The sequence below is a fragment of the Vogesella sp. AC12 genome (assembly GCF_024437575.1).
GTDB classification, from domain to species: Bacteria; Pseudomonadota; Gammaproteobacteria; order Burkholderiales; family Chromobacteriaceae; genus Vogesella; species Vogesella indigofera.
The window spans coordinates 190,694-205,411 of the sequence record NZ_JANFNU010000003.1 but is presented as its reverse complement, the minus strand read 5'-3'; the positions used below and the strand labels follow the sequence as shown (position 1 = coordinate 205,411).

General features: G+C 66.5%; 12 protein-coding genes. 5 read left to right on the top strand and 7 right to left on the bottom strand.

Annotated elements, in window-relative coordinates:
- Positions 1 to 44 precede the first annotated feature (44 nt).
- The gene (gene pgi / locus NOM55_RS07300) at positions 45 to 1,691 is read left to right on the top strand and encodes a glucose-6-phosphate isomerase (protein WP_047965865.1); all 1,647 of its coding nucleotides are present in this window, start codon (positions 45 to 47) and stop codon (positions 1,689 to 1,691) included.
- 374 nt (positions 1,692 to 2,065) lie between these two features.
- Entirely contained in the window at positions 2,066 to 3,676 is a 1,611-nt protein-coding gene (locus tag NOM55_RS07295) for a methyl-accepting chemotaxis protein (RefSeq protein ID WP_255908058.1), read from the top strand.
- 43 nt (positions 3,677 to 3,719) lie between these two features.
- Here the strand turns inward: NOM55_RS07295 and NOM55_RS07290 are convergent, their stop codons facing one another.
- The gene (locus NOM55_RS07290; protein WP_255908057.1) at positions 3,720 to 3,977 is read right to left on the bottom strand and encodes a hypothetical protein; all 258 of its coding nucleotides are present in this window, start codon (positions 3,975 to 3,977) and stop codon (positions 3,720 to 3,722) included.
- Between the two features lie 192 nt (positions 3,978 to 4,169).
- Here NOM55_RS07290 and NOM55_RS07285 point away from each other — a divergent pair, with 192 nt between their 5' ends.
- Entirely contained in the window at positions 4,170 to 4,958 is a 789-nt protein-coding gene (locus NOM55_RS07285; protein ID WP_255908056.1) for an ABC transporter substrate-binding protein, read from the top strand.
- Between the two features lie 283 nt (positions 4,959 to 5,241).
- Positions 5,242 to 5,820, top strand: coding sequence for a LysE family translocator (locus tag NOM55_RS07280; RefSeq protein WP_255908055.1), 579 nt, complete (start codon positions 5,242 to 5,244; stop codon positions 5,818 to 5,820).
- Here the strand turns inward: NOM55_RS07280 and NOM55_RS07275 are convergent, their stop codons facing one another.
- From NOM55_RS07275 to NOM55_RS07265, 3 genes are all read right to left on the bottom strand, one after another.
- Positions 5,821 to 6,651, bottom strand: coding sequence for an AraC family transcriptional regulator (locus tag NOM55_RS07275; protein ID WP_255908054.1), 831 nt, complete (start codon positions 6,649 to 6,651; stop codon positions 5,821 to 5,823).
- Positions 6,652 to 6,977: 326 nt separating this feature from the next.
- Positions 6,978 to 8,360 carry an argininosuccinate lyase gene (argH, locus tag NOM55_RS07270; RefSeq protein ID WP_255908053.1) on the bottom strand — a complete coding sequence of 461 codons (1,383 nt, stop codon included), beginning with the start codon at positions 8,358 to 8,360 and terminating at the stop codon, positions 6,978 to 6,980.
- A gap of 265 nt (positions 8,361 to 8,625) precedes the next feature.
- A complete protein-coding gene (locus NOM55_RS07265) occupies positions 8,626 to 9,159 on the bottom strand; it encodes a hemerythrin domain-containing protein (RefSeq protein WP_255908052.1) in 534 nt (177 codons plus the stop codon).
- Between the two features lie 611 nt (positions 9,160 to 9,770).
- On the opposite strand from NOM55_RS07265, the gene ampD reads away from it, so the two are divergent.
- On the top strand, positions 9,771 to 10,322 hold the full coding sequence (gene ampD, locus NOM55_RS07260; RefSeq protein ID WP_255908180.1) for a 1,6-anhydro-N-acetylmuramyl-L-alanine amidase AmpD: 552 nt from the start codon (positions 9,771 to 9,773) through the stop codon (positions 10,320 to 10,322).
- Positions 10,323 to 10,347: 25 nt separating this feature from the next.
- Here ampD and NOM55_RS07255 read toward each other — a convergent pair whose 3' ends face one another.
- The 3 genes from NOM55_RS07255 to gcvA all read right to left on the bottom strand — a co-directional run bounded on the left by NOM55_RS07255 (position 10,348) and on the right by gcvA (position 14,679).
- Entirely contained in the window at positions 10,348 to 11,556 is a 1,209-nt protein-coding gene (locus NOM55_RS07255; RefSeq protein ID WP_255908051.1) for a hypothetical protein, read from the bottom strand.
- A gap of 198 nt (positions 11,557 to 11,754) precedes the next feature.
- On the bottom strand, positions 11,755 to 13,620 hold the full coding sequence (gene kup, locus NOM55_RS07250; RefSeq protein ID WP_255908050.1) for a low affinity potassium transporter Kup: 1,866 nt from the start codon (positions 13,618 to 13,620) through the stop codon (positions 11,755 to 11,757).
- Between the two features lie 177 nt (positions 13,621 to 13,797).
- Positions 13,798 to 14,679, bottom strand: coding sequence for a transcriptional regulator GcvA (gcvA, locus tag NOM55_RS07245; RefSeq protein ID WP_120810271.1), 882 nt, complete (start codon positions 14,677 to 14,679; stop codon positions 13,798 to 13,800).
- Positions 14,680 to 14,718: the final 39 nt, after the last annotated feature.

Sequence of the window (14,718 nt, the reverse complement as noted above, 5' to 3'; positions counted from 1 at the left end):
CTCCCCCAAGGTTGGCCGCAAGCACTGACACACCCGGAGACAACATGAGCACCCTGACCCAGCTTCCCGCCTGGCACGCCCTGTGGGACCACTTCAACGACGCCAAAAACCTGCACATGCGCGAGCTGTTCGACAGCGATCCGCAGCGTGCCGAACGCTACTCACTGGAAGTGGGCGGCCTGTTCCTGGACTACTCCAAAAACCGCATCACCGACACCTCGCTGCAGGGGCTGATGGCGCTGGCGCGCGAGGCCGGGCTGCCGGCGCGCATCAAGGCGATGTTCAAGGGCGAGAAGATCAACCGCACCGAGAACCGCGCCGCGCTGCACGTAGCGCTGCGCAACCGCACCAACTCGCCGATCCTGGTCGACGGTGAGGACGTGATGCCGAAGGTGAACTCGGTGCTGGCGCGGATGGGCAAGTTCGCGCACGCGGTGCGTTCCGGCGAGTGGCTGGGCTACACCCACCAGCCGATCACCGACATCGTCAACATCGGCATTGGCGGCTCGGACCTCGGCTCGCTGATGGTCTGTAGCGCGCTGAAGCCGTTCGGCCACCCGCGCATGAACATGCACTTCGTCTCCAACGTCGACGGCGCGCAGCTGAAGGAAACGCTGAAAAAGGTGCACCCGGAGACCACGCTGTTCGTGGTGGAATCCAAGACCTTCACCACCCAGGAAACGCTGACCAACGCGCTGACCGCGCGCGACTGGTTCGTGGCGCGTGCGCGCGACGAAAAGGCGGTGGCCAAGCACTTCGTGGCGGTGTCCACCAACAAGAAAGCGGTGGCCGATTTCGGCATCGACCCGGCCAATATGTTCGAGTTCTGGGACTGGGTCGGCGGCCGCTACAGCCTGTGGTCGGCGATCGGGCTGCCGATCATGCTGTACCTGGGCGAGGAGAATTTCACCGAGCTGCTCAACGGCGCCCACATCATGGACCAGCACTTCGCCAACGCGCCGTTCGAGCAGAACATGCCGGTGCTCTTGGCGATGATCGGCATCTGGTACATCAACTACTACGGCGGCGGCAGCCATGTGATCGCGCCGTATGATCAATACCTGCACCGCTTGCCGGCCTTCATCCAGCAGCTGGACATGGAGTCCAACGGCAAGCAGACCATGCTCGACGGCAATCCGGTGGACTTCGAGACCGCGCCGATCATCTGGGGCGAGACCGGCATCAACGGCCAGCACGCGTTCTTCCAGCTGCTGCACCAGGGCACCCACATTTCGCCGATCGACCTGATCTGTTCGCTGCAGAACAGTTCCAGCCTGCCCGGCCACCACGAGATCCTGCTCGCCAACGTGTTCGCGCAGGCGGAGGCCTTCATGCGCGGCAAGACCGCGGACGAGGCGCGCGCCGAGCTGGAGGCGCAGGGGCTGAAGGGCGCGGCGCTGGAGGCGCTGGTGCCGCACAAGGTGTTCGCCGGCAACCGTCCGACCAACACCCTGCTGATGGACCGTCTCGATCCGCGCAACCTCGGCTCGCTGATCGCCGCCTACGAGCACAAGATCTTCGTGCAGGGCGTGATCTGGCACATCAACAGCTTCGACCAGTGGGGGGTGGAGCTGGGCAAGCAGCTGGCGAAGACCATCCACGCCGAGCTGGCAGGCAAGCTGAAATCGGCGCCGCACGACAGCTCGACCAAGGCGCTGATCGAGCGCTACCGCCGCGCCAACGCGCAGTAAAGCGCCCGCCGTCAGTCGGGCGCAGCCACACCAACCGGAGCCTCGCGCTCCGGTTTTTTCATGGCCGTCGCGGGCGTGGACGAGGGAAAGCCGCAATGCGGAACTCCCCAATGGTGGGGCGGCCAAGGGCGGCACTAGCATGCTCTTGCCGTCGTGGCCGCCATGCCAGCCTTGCTTCATGACAACGGCCGGCTATGCTAAGCCAAGGTTATGACGTTGGCCGCAAAGGGCGACGCGCGGTGGCTGGCAAGCCGCAATATTACCAAGCCGTTGTCAGCGCTTTGTAAGGCGGCGCTGCTAGTCTGGACCGCGAGTTGTCTGCGCGGGCCGCCTGCCGGCCTGCCTCCCCCGTCTTTGTTTGCAAGGAAATCATCATGCGCGTTTCTACCCGGCTGGCCGTCATCATCCTGGCCAGCTTTATCGGATTGCTGCTGCTGGCCGGGCTGTCGCTGCACAGCATCCGCCAGTCGCTGTACGAGGAAAAACAGGCCTTCATCGTCAACCAGCTGCGCATGGCGGAAGGGGTGCTCGGCCGCTACGCCGCCGCGGCGCAGCAGGGGCGGCTGAGCCAGGCCGAGGCGCAGCAGCAGGCGCGCCAGGCGCTGGCGATGCTGACGGTGGACGACGTGTACTACTTCGCCCGCGACAAGGACAACGTGATGCAGGTGCACGTGAAGGCCGACCGCATCGGCAAGGTCGACCTCGGCTCCAAGCTGCCGGACGGGCGTACCACGGTCGATGCCTACAACGAGGCACTGCGCACGGCCAAGTACGGCATCACCGAGATCTACACCACGCGCAAGGGCTCGGACCAGCAGGTGCCCAAGCTTAACGGCGTGGTGCGCTTCGAGCCGTGGGGCTGGATGGTGGGCACCGGCATCTTCGTCGACGACATCGCGGCCACCTTCTGGCGCAATGCCTCGCTGCTGCTGGCGCTGGCGGCCGTGGTACTGGTGGTGCTGGCGGCGCTGGCGCTGACCATGTCGCGCCGCATCATCGGTTCGCTCGGCGGCGAGCCGGCCTACGCGGTGGCGGTGGTGGAGGCGATCGCCGCCGGCGACCTCAACCAGGACATCCGCCACAACGGCAAGCCGCACAGCCTGCTGTTCGTGATGGCGGCGATGCAGCAGAAGCTGCGCGAGATGATCGCGCAGATCAGCGACTCCGCCGCGCAGCTGGGTGATACCGCCGCCGCGCTGGGCGAGCAGATGCAGCGGCTGGACACGGTGTCCAGCACCGCCAATGATTCCACCACTGCGGCGGCGGCGGCGATCGAGCAGCTGTCGGTGAGCATCGACCACGTGTCCGACAGTGCGCGGCAGACCGAGGTCGATTCGCGCGGTGTGGCACAACTGGCGCAGCAGGGGCTGGGCGTGGCGCAAGGCGTGGTGTCCAGCATCCGCGGCATTGCCGGCGAGGTCAGCGACGCCTCCGGCCGCGTGCTGTCGCTGAGCGAGCGCACGCGCAGCATCAGCGGCATCGCCGACACCATCCGCGACATCGCCGACCAGACCAACCTGCTGGCACTGAACGCGGCGATCGAGGCGGCACGGGCCGGCGAACTGGGACGCGGCTTCGCGGTGGTGGCCGACGAGGTGCGCAAGCTGGCGGAGCGCACCGCGCAGGCCACCAGCGAGATTTCCAGCATCATTCACAGCGTGGTGCAGGAAACCGCCGGAGTGTCCGGCGCGATGGAACAGATCGCGCCGCTGGTGGAGGACGGCGTGCAGCAGGTGACGCAGCTGGCCGGTGCGCTGGGCCAGATCGACGACAAGGTCGGCGACACGCTGGAGCGCTTCCGCAACGTGGCGCTGGCGATGAGCGAGCAGAGCCAAGCCGGAGTCAGCATCGCCGGCAGCGTGGAGCAGGTGGTGCACGTGGTGGAGGAAACGCAGTCCTCGGTACGCTTCACCACCAGCGCCTCGGCGCGGCTGCAAACGTTGGCCGCAGACCTGCAGCAGGCGGTGTCGCGCTTCCGCGTGTAGGCATGGCCGGCCGGTGACCGTTAGCGGTCACCGGCCGCACTACTCAGGAGGCGCTGCTATCGCGCAGGCACTTCTTCACGAAGCTGTTCTTGGCGGCACCGGCCAGCTTCTTCTCGGCAGCCTTGCCGTCGCACAGCGCTTGCGCGTTGCCCGGCTGTTCGCGTTCGCACTTCTTCATGAAACTGTTTTTGGCGGCGCCGGCGAGCTTCTTGTCGCCGGCCATTTTTTCGCAGGCCGGATTGGCGGCCAGCAGCGGGCCGGAGAACAGGGCGAGGGTGAGCAGCAGCAGAAGATGGCGCATGGTGTGTCCTTTCGGGGGGGAAGGTCGGGGCAGGGCGCCGTCGCGGCAGCTGGCTTCACTATGGTTGTTGACGGTCAAAAATGAAATACCGGTAGTTGCGCTATGCTGGTCATGGCATTGTCACCCGGCGATGTCATCATGAGCGGCCACGGCGAGGACGGACACGGGATGCGACACGGGATGCGACACGGAATGAACTGGAGATGGCTGGGCGGCTGGCTGGCGCTGCTGTGCGGCCTGCCGCTGGCGGCGGTGGCGGCCGGCACGCGCCCGCCGCTGACCATCGTCGCCATGGACCAGGCGTCGCCGCCCTACGTCATCGGCGAGGGCGACAGTTTCGCGCCGCAGCCCGGCCTTGCCGTCGAGCTGGCGCAGCGGGCGGCGAAAACCTGCGGTATCGAGCTGCAATTGCTGCGCCAGCCGGGGCTGCGCATGCTGCAGAGCCTGAAAAACGGCAGCGCCGACGCGGCGCTGCTGCTGTCCTACAACGAGGAACGCGCGCAGTTCGCGGTCTACCCGCTGCGTGACGGCCAGCCCGACGGCCGCCAGCGCATGAGCACGCTGCGCTACGTGCTGTTCGTGCGCAATGACAGCACGCTTGCGTGGGACGGCGAGCGGCTGACCCCGTCGCAGGCGGTGGTGGGCAGCAATATCGGCTGGTCGGTGATCAAGGATCTGGAGCGCCTGCAGATCAAGGTGGAAACCGCGCTCAATGTCGGCAGCAACTTCAACAAGCTGCAGGCCGGGCGTATCGACGCCTACGCGATCCAGGACCTGCTGGCCGCCGGCTATCTGGCGACGCATCCGAAGCTCGCGGTGCGCGCGCTGCCGCAGCCGCTGGTGAGCAAGGACTACTTCATGCCGTTCAGCCGCCAGTTTGCCGCGCGCCAGCCACAGCTGGTGCAGTGCATGTGGCAGCAGGTGGCGCGCCAGCGCGATGCGCTGCTGCAGCGGCGCATGGCGATCTACCTCAATCACTGACGCAGCCAGGGTTGGCCGCAAAAAAAGCCGACGCGCGGGCGTCGGTTTTTTGTCGTGCCGGCCGGATTTAGCCTGCCAGACGCGCGCGGTGGCGGGTGGCCGGCCGTGCCGTTCGCCTGCCCCGAGCTTCCTGCGCAGGGGGCTGCTGGCACGCTGCACGCCTTTGCCGCGATCGCCAGCAGGGCTGTTGGCGAAGCATGGCGGTCAACAGGGTCATTTTGTTCAATACCGGTCAAACCGGATTTCTTACGCTGCAGGCTCTTTCATCCGCGGGGAGCAACCCATGAGCCTGTATCTGTCGATGTCCTTGTTTGCGCTGGCGGCCTCCATTTCTCCGGGGCCGGTGAATCTGCTGGGCCTGGCCCACGGTGTGCAGTACGGTTTTCGTGCCAGCCTGCGGCATGTCACCGGCGCCACCATGGGATTTACCCTGTTACTGCTGTTGATCGGTCTCGGGCTGCACGAGCTGCTGACCCGTTGGCCGTTGGTGACCACCGTCATCAAGTGGGCCGGTGCCGCCTTTCTGCTGTATATGGCCTGGAAGTTGTTCCGCGCGGATGGCGCACTGGGAGACCAGCGTGCCGGGCAGGCGCCGTCGTACTGGCAGGGAGCCTTGATGCAATGGCTGAACCCGAAGGCCTGGCTGGCCGCGGTGGCCGGCATGGGGGCCTTTGCCGGTGGTGACAGTCTGCTGGTCTGGCAATTCAGCGCGCTGTACTGGGCGATCTGCTACCTCTCGCTGGCCTGCTGGGCCTATGCCGGCGCCGCGCTGGGGCAATACCTGCACTCTGCCGCCCGTATCCGGCTGCTGAACCGTTTGCTGGCGGTCTTGTTGTTGCTGAGCACGGTCTTGCTGTTCTGATCAGCGCCGGTAATGGCCTGGCGTGACGGCGGTGAGGCGTTTGAACACGCGCTGGAAATGCGCCTGGTCGGCAAAGCCGCTGGCGTGTGCGATTTCCGCCAGCGGCTGCCGGCCACGCAGCAGACGTCTTGCATGCTGGATACGGCAGTTGAGCAGATAGGCATGCGGTGTCATGTGATAGTGCTGGCTGAAGGCACGGATCAGGTAGGACGGTGACAGCGAGGCTGCCGCGCAGATCTGCTGCAGCGTCAAGGACTCGGTCGCGTGGCTGTGGATGAAGTCGGCGGCCCGCGCCAGTTTGTCCGGTGCGCCAGGCCTTGGCGGCTTGCCATGGGCCAAGGCGGCCAAGGCCTCGCTGAAGAACTGTACGGCGACGCTTTCCTTCAGTAGCTGTTCGCTATCGGCGGCGGTCAGCACGGCGTGAAAACGGGTAAACGCGGCATACAGGCGAGGGTCGGTACTGAGCTGGCAAGCCAGCGGCTGGAAGTCGCCATGCGGCGACAGCCCCAGCTCGGCCTGCCGTGCCCCCAGCCAGTCCTGGTCCACATACAGCATGCGATACGCCCAGCCGGCACCACGAACGGGCGCGCAGGCGTGCACCTCGCCCGGGTTCATCATCAGTACGCTGCCGGCGGCGATCTCGTGCCGCTTGTTGCCGTTCAGATAGTGGCTGTGGCCGCCATCAATCACGCCCAGCGAGAATGTCTCGTGCGAGTGTTTTTCATAGCAGACCTGGCGGCCGTCCGCGACGGCGCGGGATTCGATGAAGGGCAGGGTGTCATCACGCCAGAAGCGGGATGCTTGCTGTGGGTCTGTGTGTGCTTGCGCCATCGTTGCGTCACTTCTAGCCGACATTGAACACGAACAGCATAGCTCGCCCCGGTACAGAAGCAACAGAACCGTCACAGGGTGGCCGCATCTGTTGTCGTGTTTTGCGGCGCCGGTCTTTCGTCGGCCCCGTGAGGTGGTGCTGGCTCAGCCCGCGCTGGCATCCCTGCGCATTGGCCAACAAGGCGGTTGCTGGTCGCGGCGGCCGGTTTCTTCCCGGCGGTCTTGGCTTCGCAAGCGAGGTTGGCGCTGGCGCTGGAAAACAACAAGGCCGGGATGATCCCGGCCTTGTTGTTCATGCGGGCGGCGCAAGGTTGGCCGCAAGCCGCTTAGCCGGCCAGACGCGCGCGGTGGCGGGCGATCTGCGCGCGCACCTGGTTCGGCGCGGTGCCGCCCACGTGGTCGCGCTGTGCCAGCGAGCCTTCCGGCGTCAGCACGGTGAACACGTCCTGCTCGATCAGCGTGCTGAACTCGCGCAGCTTGTCGAGGCTCAGGTCGGCAATGTCCACGCCCTGCAGCTCGGCGTGGCGCACGGTCAGTGCCACCACTTCGTGGCTGTCGCGGAACGGCATGCCCTTCTTCACCAGATAGTCGGCCAGGTCGGTGGCGGTGGCGAAGCCCTGCAGCACCGCGGCGCGCATCGCCTCTTTCTTCACCGTGATGCCGCGCATCATGTCGGCGTAGATGCGCAGGGTATCGATCAGCGTGTCGGCGGTGTCGAACAGCGGTTCCTTGTCTTCCTGGTTGTCCTTGTTGTAGGCCAGCGGTTGCGCCTTCATCAGGGTGATCAGCGCGATCAGGTGACCGACCACGCGGCCGGATTTGCCGCGCACCAGCTCCGGCACGTCCGGGTTTTTCTTCTGCGGCATGATGGAGCTGCCGGTGCAGAAGCGGTCGGCGATGTCGATGAAGCCGACGCGCGGGCTCATCCACAGGATCAGCTCTTCCGACAGGCGGGAGAGGTGCACCATCACCAGACTGGCGGCGGCGGTGAATTCGATGGCGAAGTCACGGTCGGACACGGCGTCCAGCGAGTTGTGGCACACGTCGTCAAAGCCCAGCAGCTGCGCGGTGTAGTGGCGGTCGATGGGGAAGGTGGTGCCGGCCAGCGCGGCGGCGCCCAGCGGCAGGCGGTTCACGCGCTTGCGGCAGTCGGTCATGCGCTCGGCGTCGCGGCCCAGCATCTCGACGTAGGCCAGCATGTGGTGGCCAAAGGTTACCGGCTGCGCTACTTGCAAATGGGTGAAGCCCGGCATCACGGTGTCGGCGTTGGCCTCGGCCAGATCCAGCAGGCTGGTCTGCAGCTCGGCGATGAAACCGACGATGGTGTCGATCTGCGCGCGCAGCCACAGGCGGATGTCGGTGGCCACCTGGTCGTTGCGCGAGCGGCCGGTGTGCAGGCGCTTGCCGGCATCGCCGATCTTGTCGGTGAGGCGGCGCTCGACGTTCATGTGCACGTCTTCCAGGTCCACGCTCCACTCGAAGTTGCCGGCGCGGATGTCGGCGATGATGGCGGCCATGCCGTCGCGGATCGCGGCGAGGTCGGCGTCGGACAGCACACCGCACTTGTTGAGCATCGCGGCGTGGGCCAGCGAGCCTTCGATGTCGAATTCGGCCAGACGGTTATCAAAGGTGACCGAAGCGGTGTATTTCTTGACCAGCTCGGAGACCGGCTCGGAGAAGCGGCCAGACCAGGCGTGCGTGTCTTGCATGGTGATGATGTCCCGGGTTTGTACGTGGAGGGCGTGTCTGGCCAACGATTATAAGGAAAGCCCGCCATCAGGGCGAGGGCGGGCTGGTTTCAAGCGTTCGATTGCGCGCCTGGAGCGTGTTCACGATCTCGCGCGCTCACGCGAGACAAGGTGAAAACGGCTGAGGAAGCGGCGTTGAGCTGGAGATAAACCAGCATGCCGAAGCCGTTTTCAACGCGGTATCGCCCCATTTAGAGATCAGTCGCAGCAGATCGTGTACCGGTTCTTAGCGTGGTGTGGTGCGCCGTGCCGCCATGCGTTTGCCGGCGTCGCGCAGCTCGTCCTCGCTGATCAGCTGGCCGGCGACCGGGAATAGCCAGTCTTCCTCGCGCTGCGCGTGTTCGCGGTACAGGCGGGTGAACTCGGCGATGGCGGCGGCGTCCAGTTCCGCCAGCTCGCCGCGGCCGAAGGCCTGCAGCTGGTCGTGGATGGCGCACCAGCGCGCGTGCAGGTAGCCGTGCTCGGCCAGCAGCTGCTTGATCTTGGCGGCAGCGTCCGGCTGCCGTGCCACGATCAGCGGGAACAGCTCCTGCTCCTCGTCCTGATGGTGCGCCGGGCCGGCGAGTTCGAAATAGCGCACGATGCCGGCGATGGTGTTCAGCACGGCGTGGCTGTGGCCGTGGCTGGCGATGTAGCCGGGCAGCGCGTCCAGCTGCTCGCAAAAATGGCGCACCTTGTCGTGACAGGCATACAGCATGTCCAGCGGTTCGTCGAAGGAAGGCGCGGGGATCGCGCGGGTGAGGGCGTCCAGGCTCAGCATGGTGTACTCCGGAAAACGGTGGGATGGTTTCAGTATGGTGCATGGCGGCGCCGCTGCCCATGATCCGTCTCAAGCGGCGGGCGGGGATTTGCATTACAGTCTCGGCTGATATTTTTTGTTGCAGGCGAGTGATGACTGTCCCGTTCCTGATCCGTGAACTGTGCCGCGACGATGCGGCCAACCTGGCCGCGGCGCTGGCGCTGCACGACGCCGCCCATGCGCTGGAAGTGGCGTGGCTGGATGGCTACCCGCTGCCACGGCTGTGGCAAAGCGCCGCCGACATCGCCGCCAGCCCGCTGTACATCCTGGCCGGCTACGACGAGGCGATGCAGCTGTGCGCGCTGCTGGCCTGCGGCCGTGGCGACGACGGCAGCCTCGACATCGTGCGTACACTGGTAGCGCCGACGCGACTGGGCGAGGGCTGGGCCGGGCGCCTGCTCACCGCCGCACTGGCCGGCGAAACGGCGGCCACGGTCAGCAGCGCGCAGGCCAACCGCGCGGCGCTGCGCTGCTATCACAAGGCCGGTTTCGTGCGCGTGCGCGACTTCACCGCCGCGGACGGGCTGGCGCTGACCACGCTGCGCTGGCAGCGCGACGACAGTGAGCTGCGGCTGACGCTGGACGCCGACGGCTGGGTCAAGGAGGCGCAACAGCTGCCGTCGCCCAACTGCGACAGTTATCCACAGCCGGCGGTGCCGCTGCTGGTTATCCACAATATCAGCCTGCCGCCGTACCGCTACGGCGGCGACGGCGTGGCGCAGTTGTTCGGCAATCGCCTCGATCCGGTGGCCGATCCCTACTACGCCACCATCGCCCACCTGCGGGTGTCGGCGCACTTCTTCATCCGCCGCGACGGCAGCCTGCTGCAGTTCGTGTCCACCCGCCAGCGCGCGTGGCACGCCGGGGTGTCGCAGTGGCGCGGCCGCGAGCGCTGCAACGACTTCGCGCTCGGCATCGAGCTGGAAGGCTGCGATTTCGAGCCGTTTTGCCACGCGCAGTACCGCACGCTGGCGGCGCTGGCGCGGCTGCTGCAGCGCGAGTGCGGCATCAAGGCCATCACCGGCCATCAGCACATCGCGCCGGGGCGCAAGACCGATCCGGGGCCGTACTTCGACTGGCCAAGGTTGGCCGCAGCGGTGGGACGAGCGCTGCCGGAGAACTGAGTCTTTGGCGTGAGGGGTGGTGGGGTCAGAAGTCGCGCCAGGAGGCGGTCTTGCGGCTGAGGCTGCTGCTGGTGCCGGTGCTGATGGCGGGCGGCAGGCTGATGCTGCCGGAGCCGGTGCTGGCGGACCAGCCCCGGAATTGGGTATTGGCGGTGAGATCGGACAGGTTGTCCTCGGTCACCAGCGTGCCGGTGAGGGTGGCGCCGCCCCAGCCGTTCTTGCCGCAGCTGTCGGCGTAGTAGACGAGACCGTAGATCACCACGCCGCCATTCATCTTCGGGCAGCCAGCGCCGCTGTCGAACACCAGGATCGCCGGCTGGCTCGGGCTACCGATGTTCTGGTGCCAGTTCTGGCTGCCGATGCTCCCGATATTGCTGGCGTCAAAGTAGTAGACGGTGCGCTGATAGCTGGTGCCGGCTTGCTGTGCCGCCAGTTCCGCCGCGGCCTGCGCCTCCGATTCCAGCCGCATCTGCTCCTTGCTGGTGTCCGGAAACACGAAATCCCACGCGCTGCCGCTGAAGGCATTGCCCTGAATCTGACCGGTGACCGACAGGTGGCCAGGCTGGTTGGACGCGGCGGAGGCCGAGGTCATGATCGCCACGCCGCTGTCGCCGGCAGTCACCGACGGATTGCCGGTGATGCAGCTTTTTTTCTTGCCGCAGTCGCCGAGGCTGCCTTCGACCACGATCGGCGCGAAGCTGGCCAGGTTCAGCGTCACCGGGGTGGTGGTCGTGGTGGTGAGGGTGCCGAGCTGGACCTTCTGGCGGATGCTGGCACTGGCGTCGCCGCTGGCGGTGGCGCGGATTTCCAGGGTGTTGGGGGCGGCGGCGTTGCGCCACAGCGATACCGTCACGCTGTAGCTGCCGATGCTCTGTGCGCTGACGGCGCTGCCGAACAGGCTGCTGCTGGCCTGCTGGTTGTTGCCGCTGGGGCCGCTGCCGTCGTTGCTCCAGTTGCCGGCGCTGGCCAGTGCCGTGCTGCTGACCGCGCCGGAGGCGAGCCAGGCCAGCGCGTGTTCGACCCCGCCGCGGGCGGCCTCCATCGCCTTGGACTGGCTGACCAGGTTGTTGCCGGTGCGGATCTCGAACAGCAGGCCGGCACTGCTCTGGAACACCATCAGGCTGCTGAGGAACAGCACCAGCAAGGTCATCGCCAGCGTCACCACGCCCTGTTGCCGGGGCAGGCGGCTGGCTGGCGGGCAAGTGGTGCGGGCGGGGCAGGTGCGGCTGGGCATGATGGCGACGGCGGGAGGGGCGCTGCGGCAGGCGGCGCGTCAGGATGGCGGGTGTTTGCGGACAGCGGTCGTGCAAACGGCATAGCCAGCCATCGTATATAAATGACAATAAAGTGGCAATATTACCAATACAAAAGGGCAAGCCGTCCGGCTTGCCCTTGTCGTGACGCTTGCGGCCAACCTTGGCCGCTGCGCGGTTTACAGCTCGACTTGCGCGCCCATCTCCACCACGCGGTTGGTCGGGATCTGGAAGAAGTCGGTGGCGCGCAGCGCGTTGCGGCTCATCCACACGAACAGCGTCTCGCGCCACGGCGACATGCCCTCGCGTTCGGTCTGGATCAGCGTCTCGCGCGACAGGAAGAACGAGGTGTCCATCAGCTCGAAAGTCATGCCCTGTGCCGCGCACAGGTCGAGGATTTGCTGCACGTCCGGGGTCTCCTTGAAGCCGTAGTAGGCCATCACCCGCCAGAAACTGTCGGACAGCTGCAGGACTTCCACCCGCTCGTCTTCCTCGATATACGGCACCTCCTCGGCGCGGATGGTCATCAGTACCACCCGTTCGTGCAGTACCTTGTTGTGCTTCAGGTTGTGCAGCAGTGCGTGCGGCACGCCGTGGGTGGAGTTGGTGAGGAACACCGCGGTGCCCTGTACCCGCTCCGGCGGGTAGGCTTCCATGTTCTCGACAAAGCCGTCCAGCGGGATCGCCATTTCGTTCAGACGCTGCATCAGCAGGTGGCGGCCCTGTTTCCAGGTGGTCATCAGGATGAAGGCGCCGATGCCGATCAGCAGCGGCAGCCAGCCGCCGGCGAAGATCTTCACCACGTTGGCGAGGAACAGCGGCAGGTCGATCACCAGCAGCGCGACCAGCAGCGGCGCCACCACGGCCAGCGGCCAGTGCCAGCCGCGCCAGGCGACGGTGCACACCAGGATGGAGGTGATCACCATGGTGCCGGTGACGGCGATGCCGTAGGCGCCGGCCAGCGCGCTGGAATTCTGGAACATGATCACCACCATGATCACCGCCGCCAGCAGGCCCCAGTTGATCAGCGGGATGTAGATCTGGCCGATCTCGTTGTCGGAGGTGTGGGTGATTTCCATGCGCGGCAGGTAGCCCAGCTGCACCGCCTGGCGCGTCAGCGAGAACACGCCGGAGATCACCGCCTGCGACGCGATCACCGTGGCGCAGGTGGACAGGATCACCAGCGGCAGCAGTGCCCACTGCGGTGCCAGGTGGAAGAACGGGTTGGCGCGCGCCTCCGGGCTGGCAAGGATCTCGGCGCCCTGGCCGAAGTAGTTCAGCAGCAGCGCCGGCAGCACGTAGAAGAACCACGCGAGGCGGATCGGCCTGGCGCCGAAGTGGCCCATGTCGGCGTACAGCGCCTCGGCGCCGGTCAGCGCCAGCACCACCGAACCGAGCGCCAGGAAGCCGATGGCGCCGTGGCTGAACAGGAATTCGATGCCCCACAGCGGATTCAGCGCCGCCAGCACCGCCGGGTTGCCGGCAATGCCGTGTACGCCGAGCGCGGCCAGCGCCGCGAACCACAGCATCATCACCGGGCCGAACAGCTTGCCGACACTGGCGGTGCCGTGCTTCTGGATCAGGAACAGGCCGGTCAGCACCACCAGCGCCAGCGGCAGCACGTAGGGCTTGAACGCGGGGGTGATCACCTCCAGCCCTTCCACCGCCGACAGCACCGAGATCGCCGGGGTGATCACCACCTCGCCGTAGAAGAAACCGCCGCCCATCAGGCCGATGGCGGCCAGCATCCAGCCGCGCGGGCCGACGCAACGCCGCGCCAGCGCCATCAGCGTCAGGATGCCGCCCTCGCCGCGGTTGTCGGCGCGTAGCACGAAGCTGAGGTACTTCAGCGACACGACCAGGATCAGGCCCCAGACGATCAGCGACAGGATGCCCAGCACGTTGGCCGGCGTCACCGCCAGGCCGAGGTGGGGGCTGAAGCATTCTTTCAGGGTGTAGAGGGGGCTGGTGCCGATGTCCCCGTACACGACCCCCAGCGCTGCCAGCGTGATACCGGCGAGCGCCTGTTTGTTTTGAGCCTGCATGATTTATGTATTTTTTGGTGGGTGGCGCCGCCACGGATGTTGCAGCGCAGTATTGCGAATCTCGGGTGAGCGCGAAGCTTACTCTTGTGCCCCACAATGTGCCATGCGGCGCCCGCTTTTGTAGCGCAATTGTGGCCGCAGTGTAGAGCCGATGCGACAGGTGGCACGGCGGCGCGGCTAATTGCCGCCTTCTTCCTCCAGCCAGGCGCAGAAATCGGCGCACAGCGGGTCTTCCGCCAGCGTCAGCGGCAGCACCCAGGAATAACCGCGCGCCTTCACCCGCGGCCCGTCCAGCGGCGCCACCAGCTTGCCGCTGGCGATCAGCGCGTCGGTCACCGGCTGCGCGCTGAGCGCCACCCCCAGGCCGTCGACCGCCGCCTGCAGCGCCAGATAGTAGTGGTCGAAGTGCTGGTGCGCCGCCGCCTGCAGCGCCGGGCTGCCGGCCGCCGCCAGCCAGCGCTCCCACGACACCGGCCGCGTTTCCGAGTGCAGCAGCGTGTGCTGCGCCAGGTCGGCCACCGTCGCCAGCGGCTTGCTCGCCAGCAGCGCCGGGCTGAGCAACGGCTGTTCGTGTTCGGTCAGGAACAGGTGCGACACGAAACCGTGCCAGTGGTCATGGCCGCGGCGCAGGGCGATGTCGAAATCGGCATGCTGGTCGTGGATGATGGTGTCCGAGGTCGCCAGCCGCAGCTCGACGCCGGGATGGCGCAGCTGGAAGCGCGTCAGCCGCGGCAGCAGCCAGTGCATCGCCAGCGTCGGCGTGGCGTTGATGCGCAGCTGCCGCGTGCGGCCCTGGGTCAGCCGCTCGGTGGCAGTGGCGATGCTGTCGAATGCGGTCTGCAGCACCGGCAGGTACTGGCGACCGTTGTCGGTGAGCAGCACGCGCTTGCCGACGCGGTCGAACAGTGCCAGTCCCAGCCATTCTTCCAGCTGCTTGATCTGGCGGCTGATGGCGCCGTGGGTCACATGCAGCTGCTCCGCCGCGGCACTGAAACTGCCGCAGCGTGCCGCGGCTTCAAAGGCGCGCAGGGCATTGAGAGGGGGGAGTCGCCGGTTCATGCTTGTGAGCATAGCGCACAAGCGAAGTCGGAAAAACTC

Excerpts from the sequence above, each read along its gene's own strand:
- argH (WP_255908053.1), bottom strand. The coding sequence starts at position 8,360 with ATGCAAGACACGCACGCCTGGTCTGGCCGCTTCTCCGAGCCGGTCTCC.
- gcvA (WP_120810271.1), bottom strand. The coding sequence starts at position 14,679 with ATGAACCGGCGACTCCCCCCTCTCAATGCCCTGCGCGCCTTTGAAGCC.
- pgi (WP_047965865.1), top strand. The coding sequence starts at position 45 with ATGAGCACCCTGACCCAGCTTCCCGCCTGGCACGCCCTGTGGGACCAC.
- NOM55_RS07255 (WP_255908051.1), bottom strand. The coding sequence starts at position 11,556 with ATGCCCAGCCGCACCTGCCCCGCCCGCACCACTTGCCCGCCAGCCAGC.
- NOM55_RS07295 (WP_255908058.1), top strand. The coding sequence starts at position 2,066 with ATGCGCGTTTCTACCCGGCTGGCCGTCATCATCCTGGCCAGCTTTATC.
- NOM55_RS07280 (WP_255908055.1), top strand. The coding sequence starts at position 5,242 with ATGAGCCTGTATCTGTCGATGTCCTTGTTTGCGCTGGCGGCCTCCATT.
- NOM55_RS07290 (WP_255908057.1), bottom strand. The coding sequence starts at position 3,977 with ATGCGCCATCTTCTGCTGCTGCTCACCCTCGCCCTGTTCTCCGGCCCG.
- kup (WP_255908050.1), bottom strand. The coding sequence starts at position 13,620 with ATGCAGGCTCAAAACAAACAGGCGCTCGCCGGTATCACGCTGGCAGCG.
- NOM55_RS07285 (WP_255908056.1), top strand. The coding sequence starts at position 4,170 with ATGAACTGGAGATGGCTGGGCGGCTGGCTGGCGCTGCTGTGCGGCCTG.
- NOM55_RS07265 (WP_255908052.1), bottom strand. The coding sequence starts at position 9,159 with ATGCTGAGCCTGGACGCCCTCACCCGCGCGATCCCCGCGCCTTCCTTC.
- NOM55_RS07275 (WP_255908054.1), bottom strand. The coding sequence starts at position 6,651 with ATGGCGCAAGCACACACAGACCCACAGCAAGCATCCCGCTTCTGGCGT.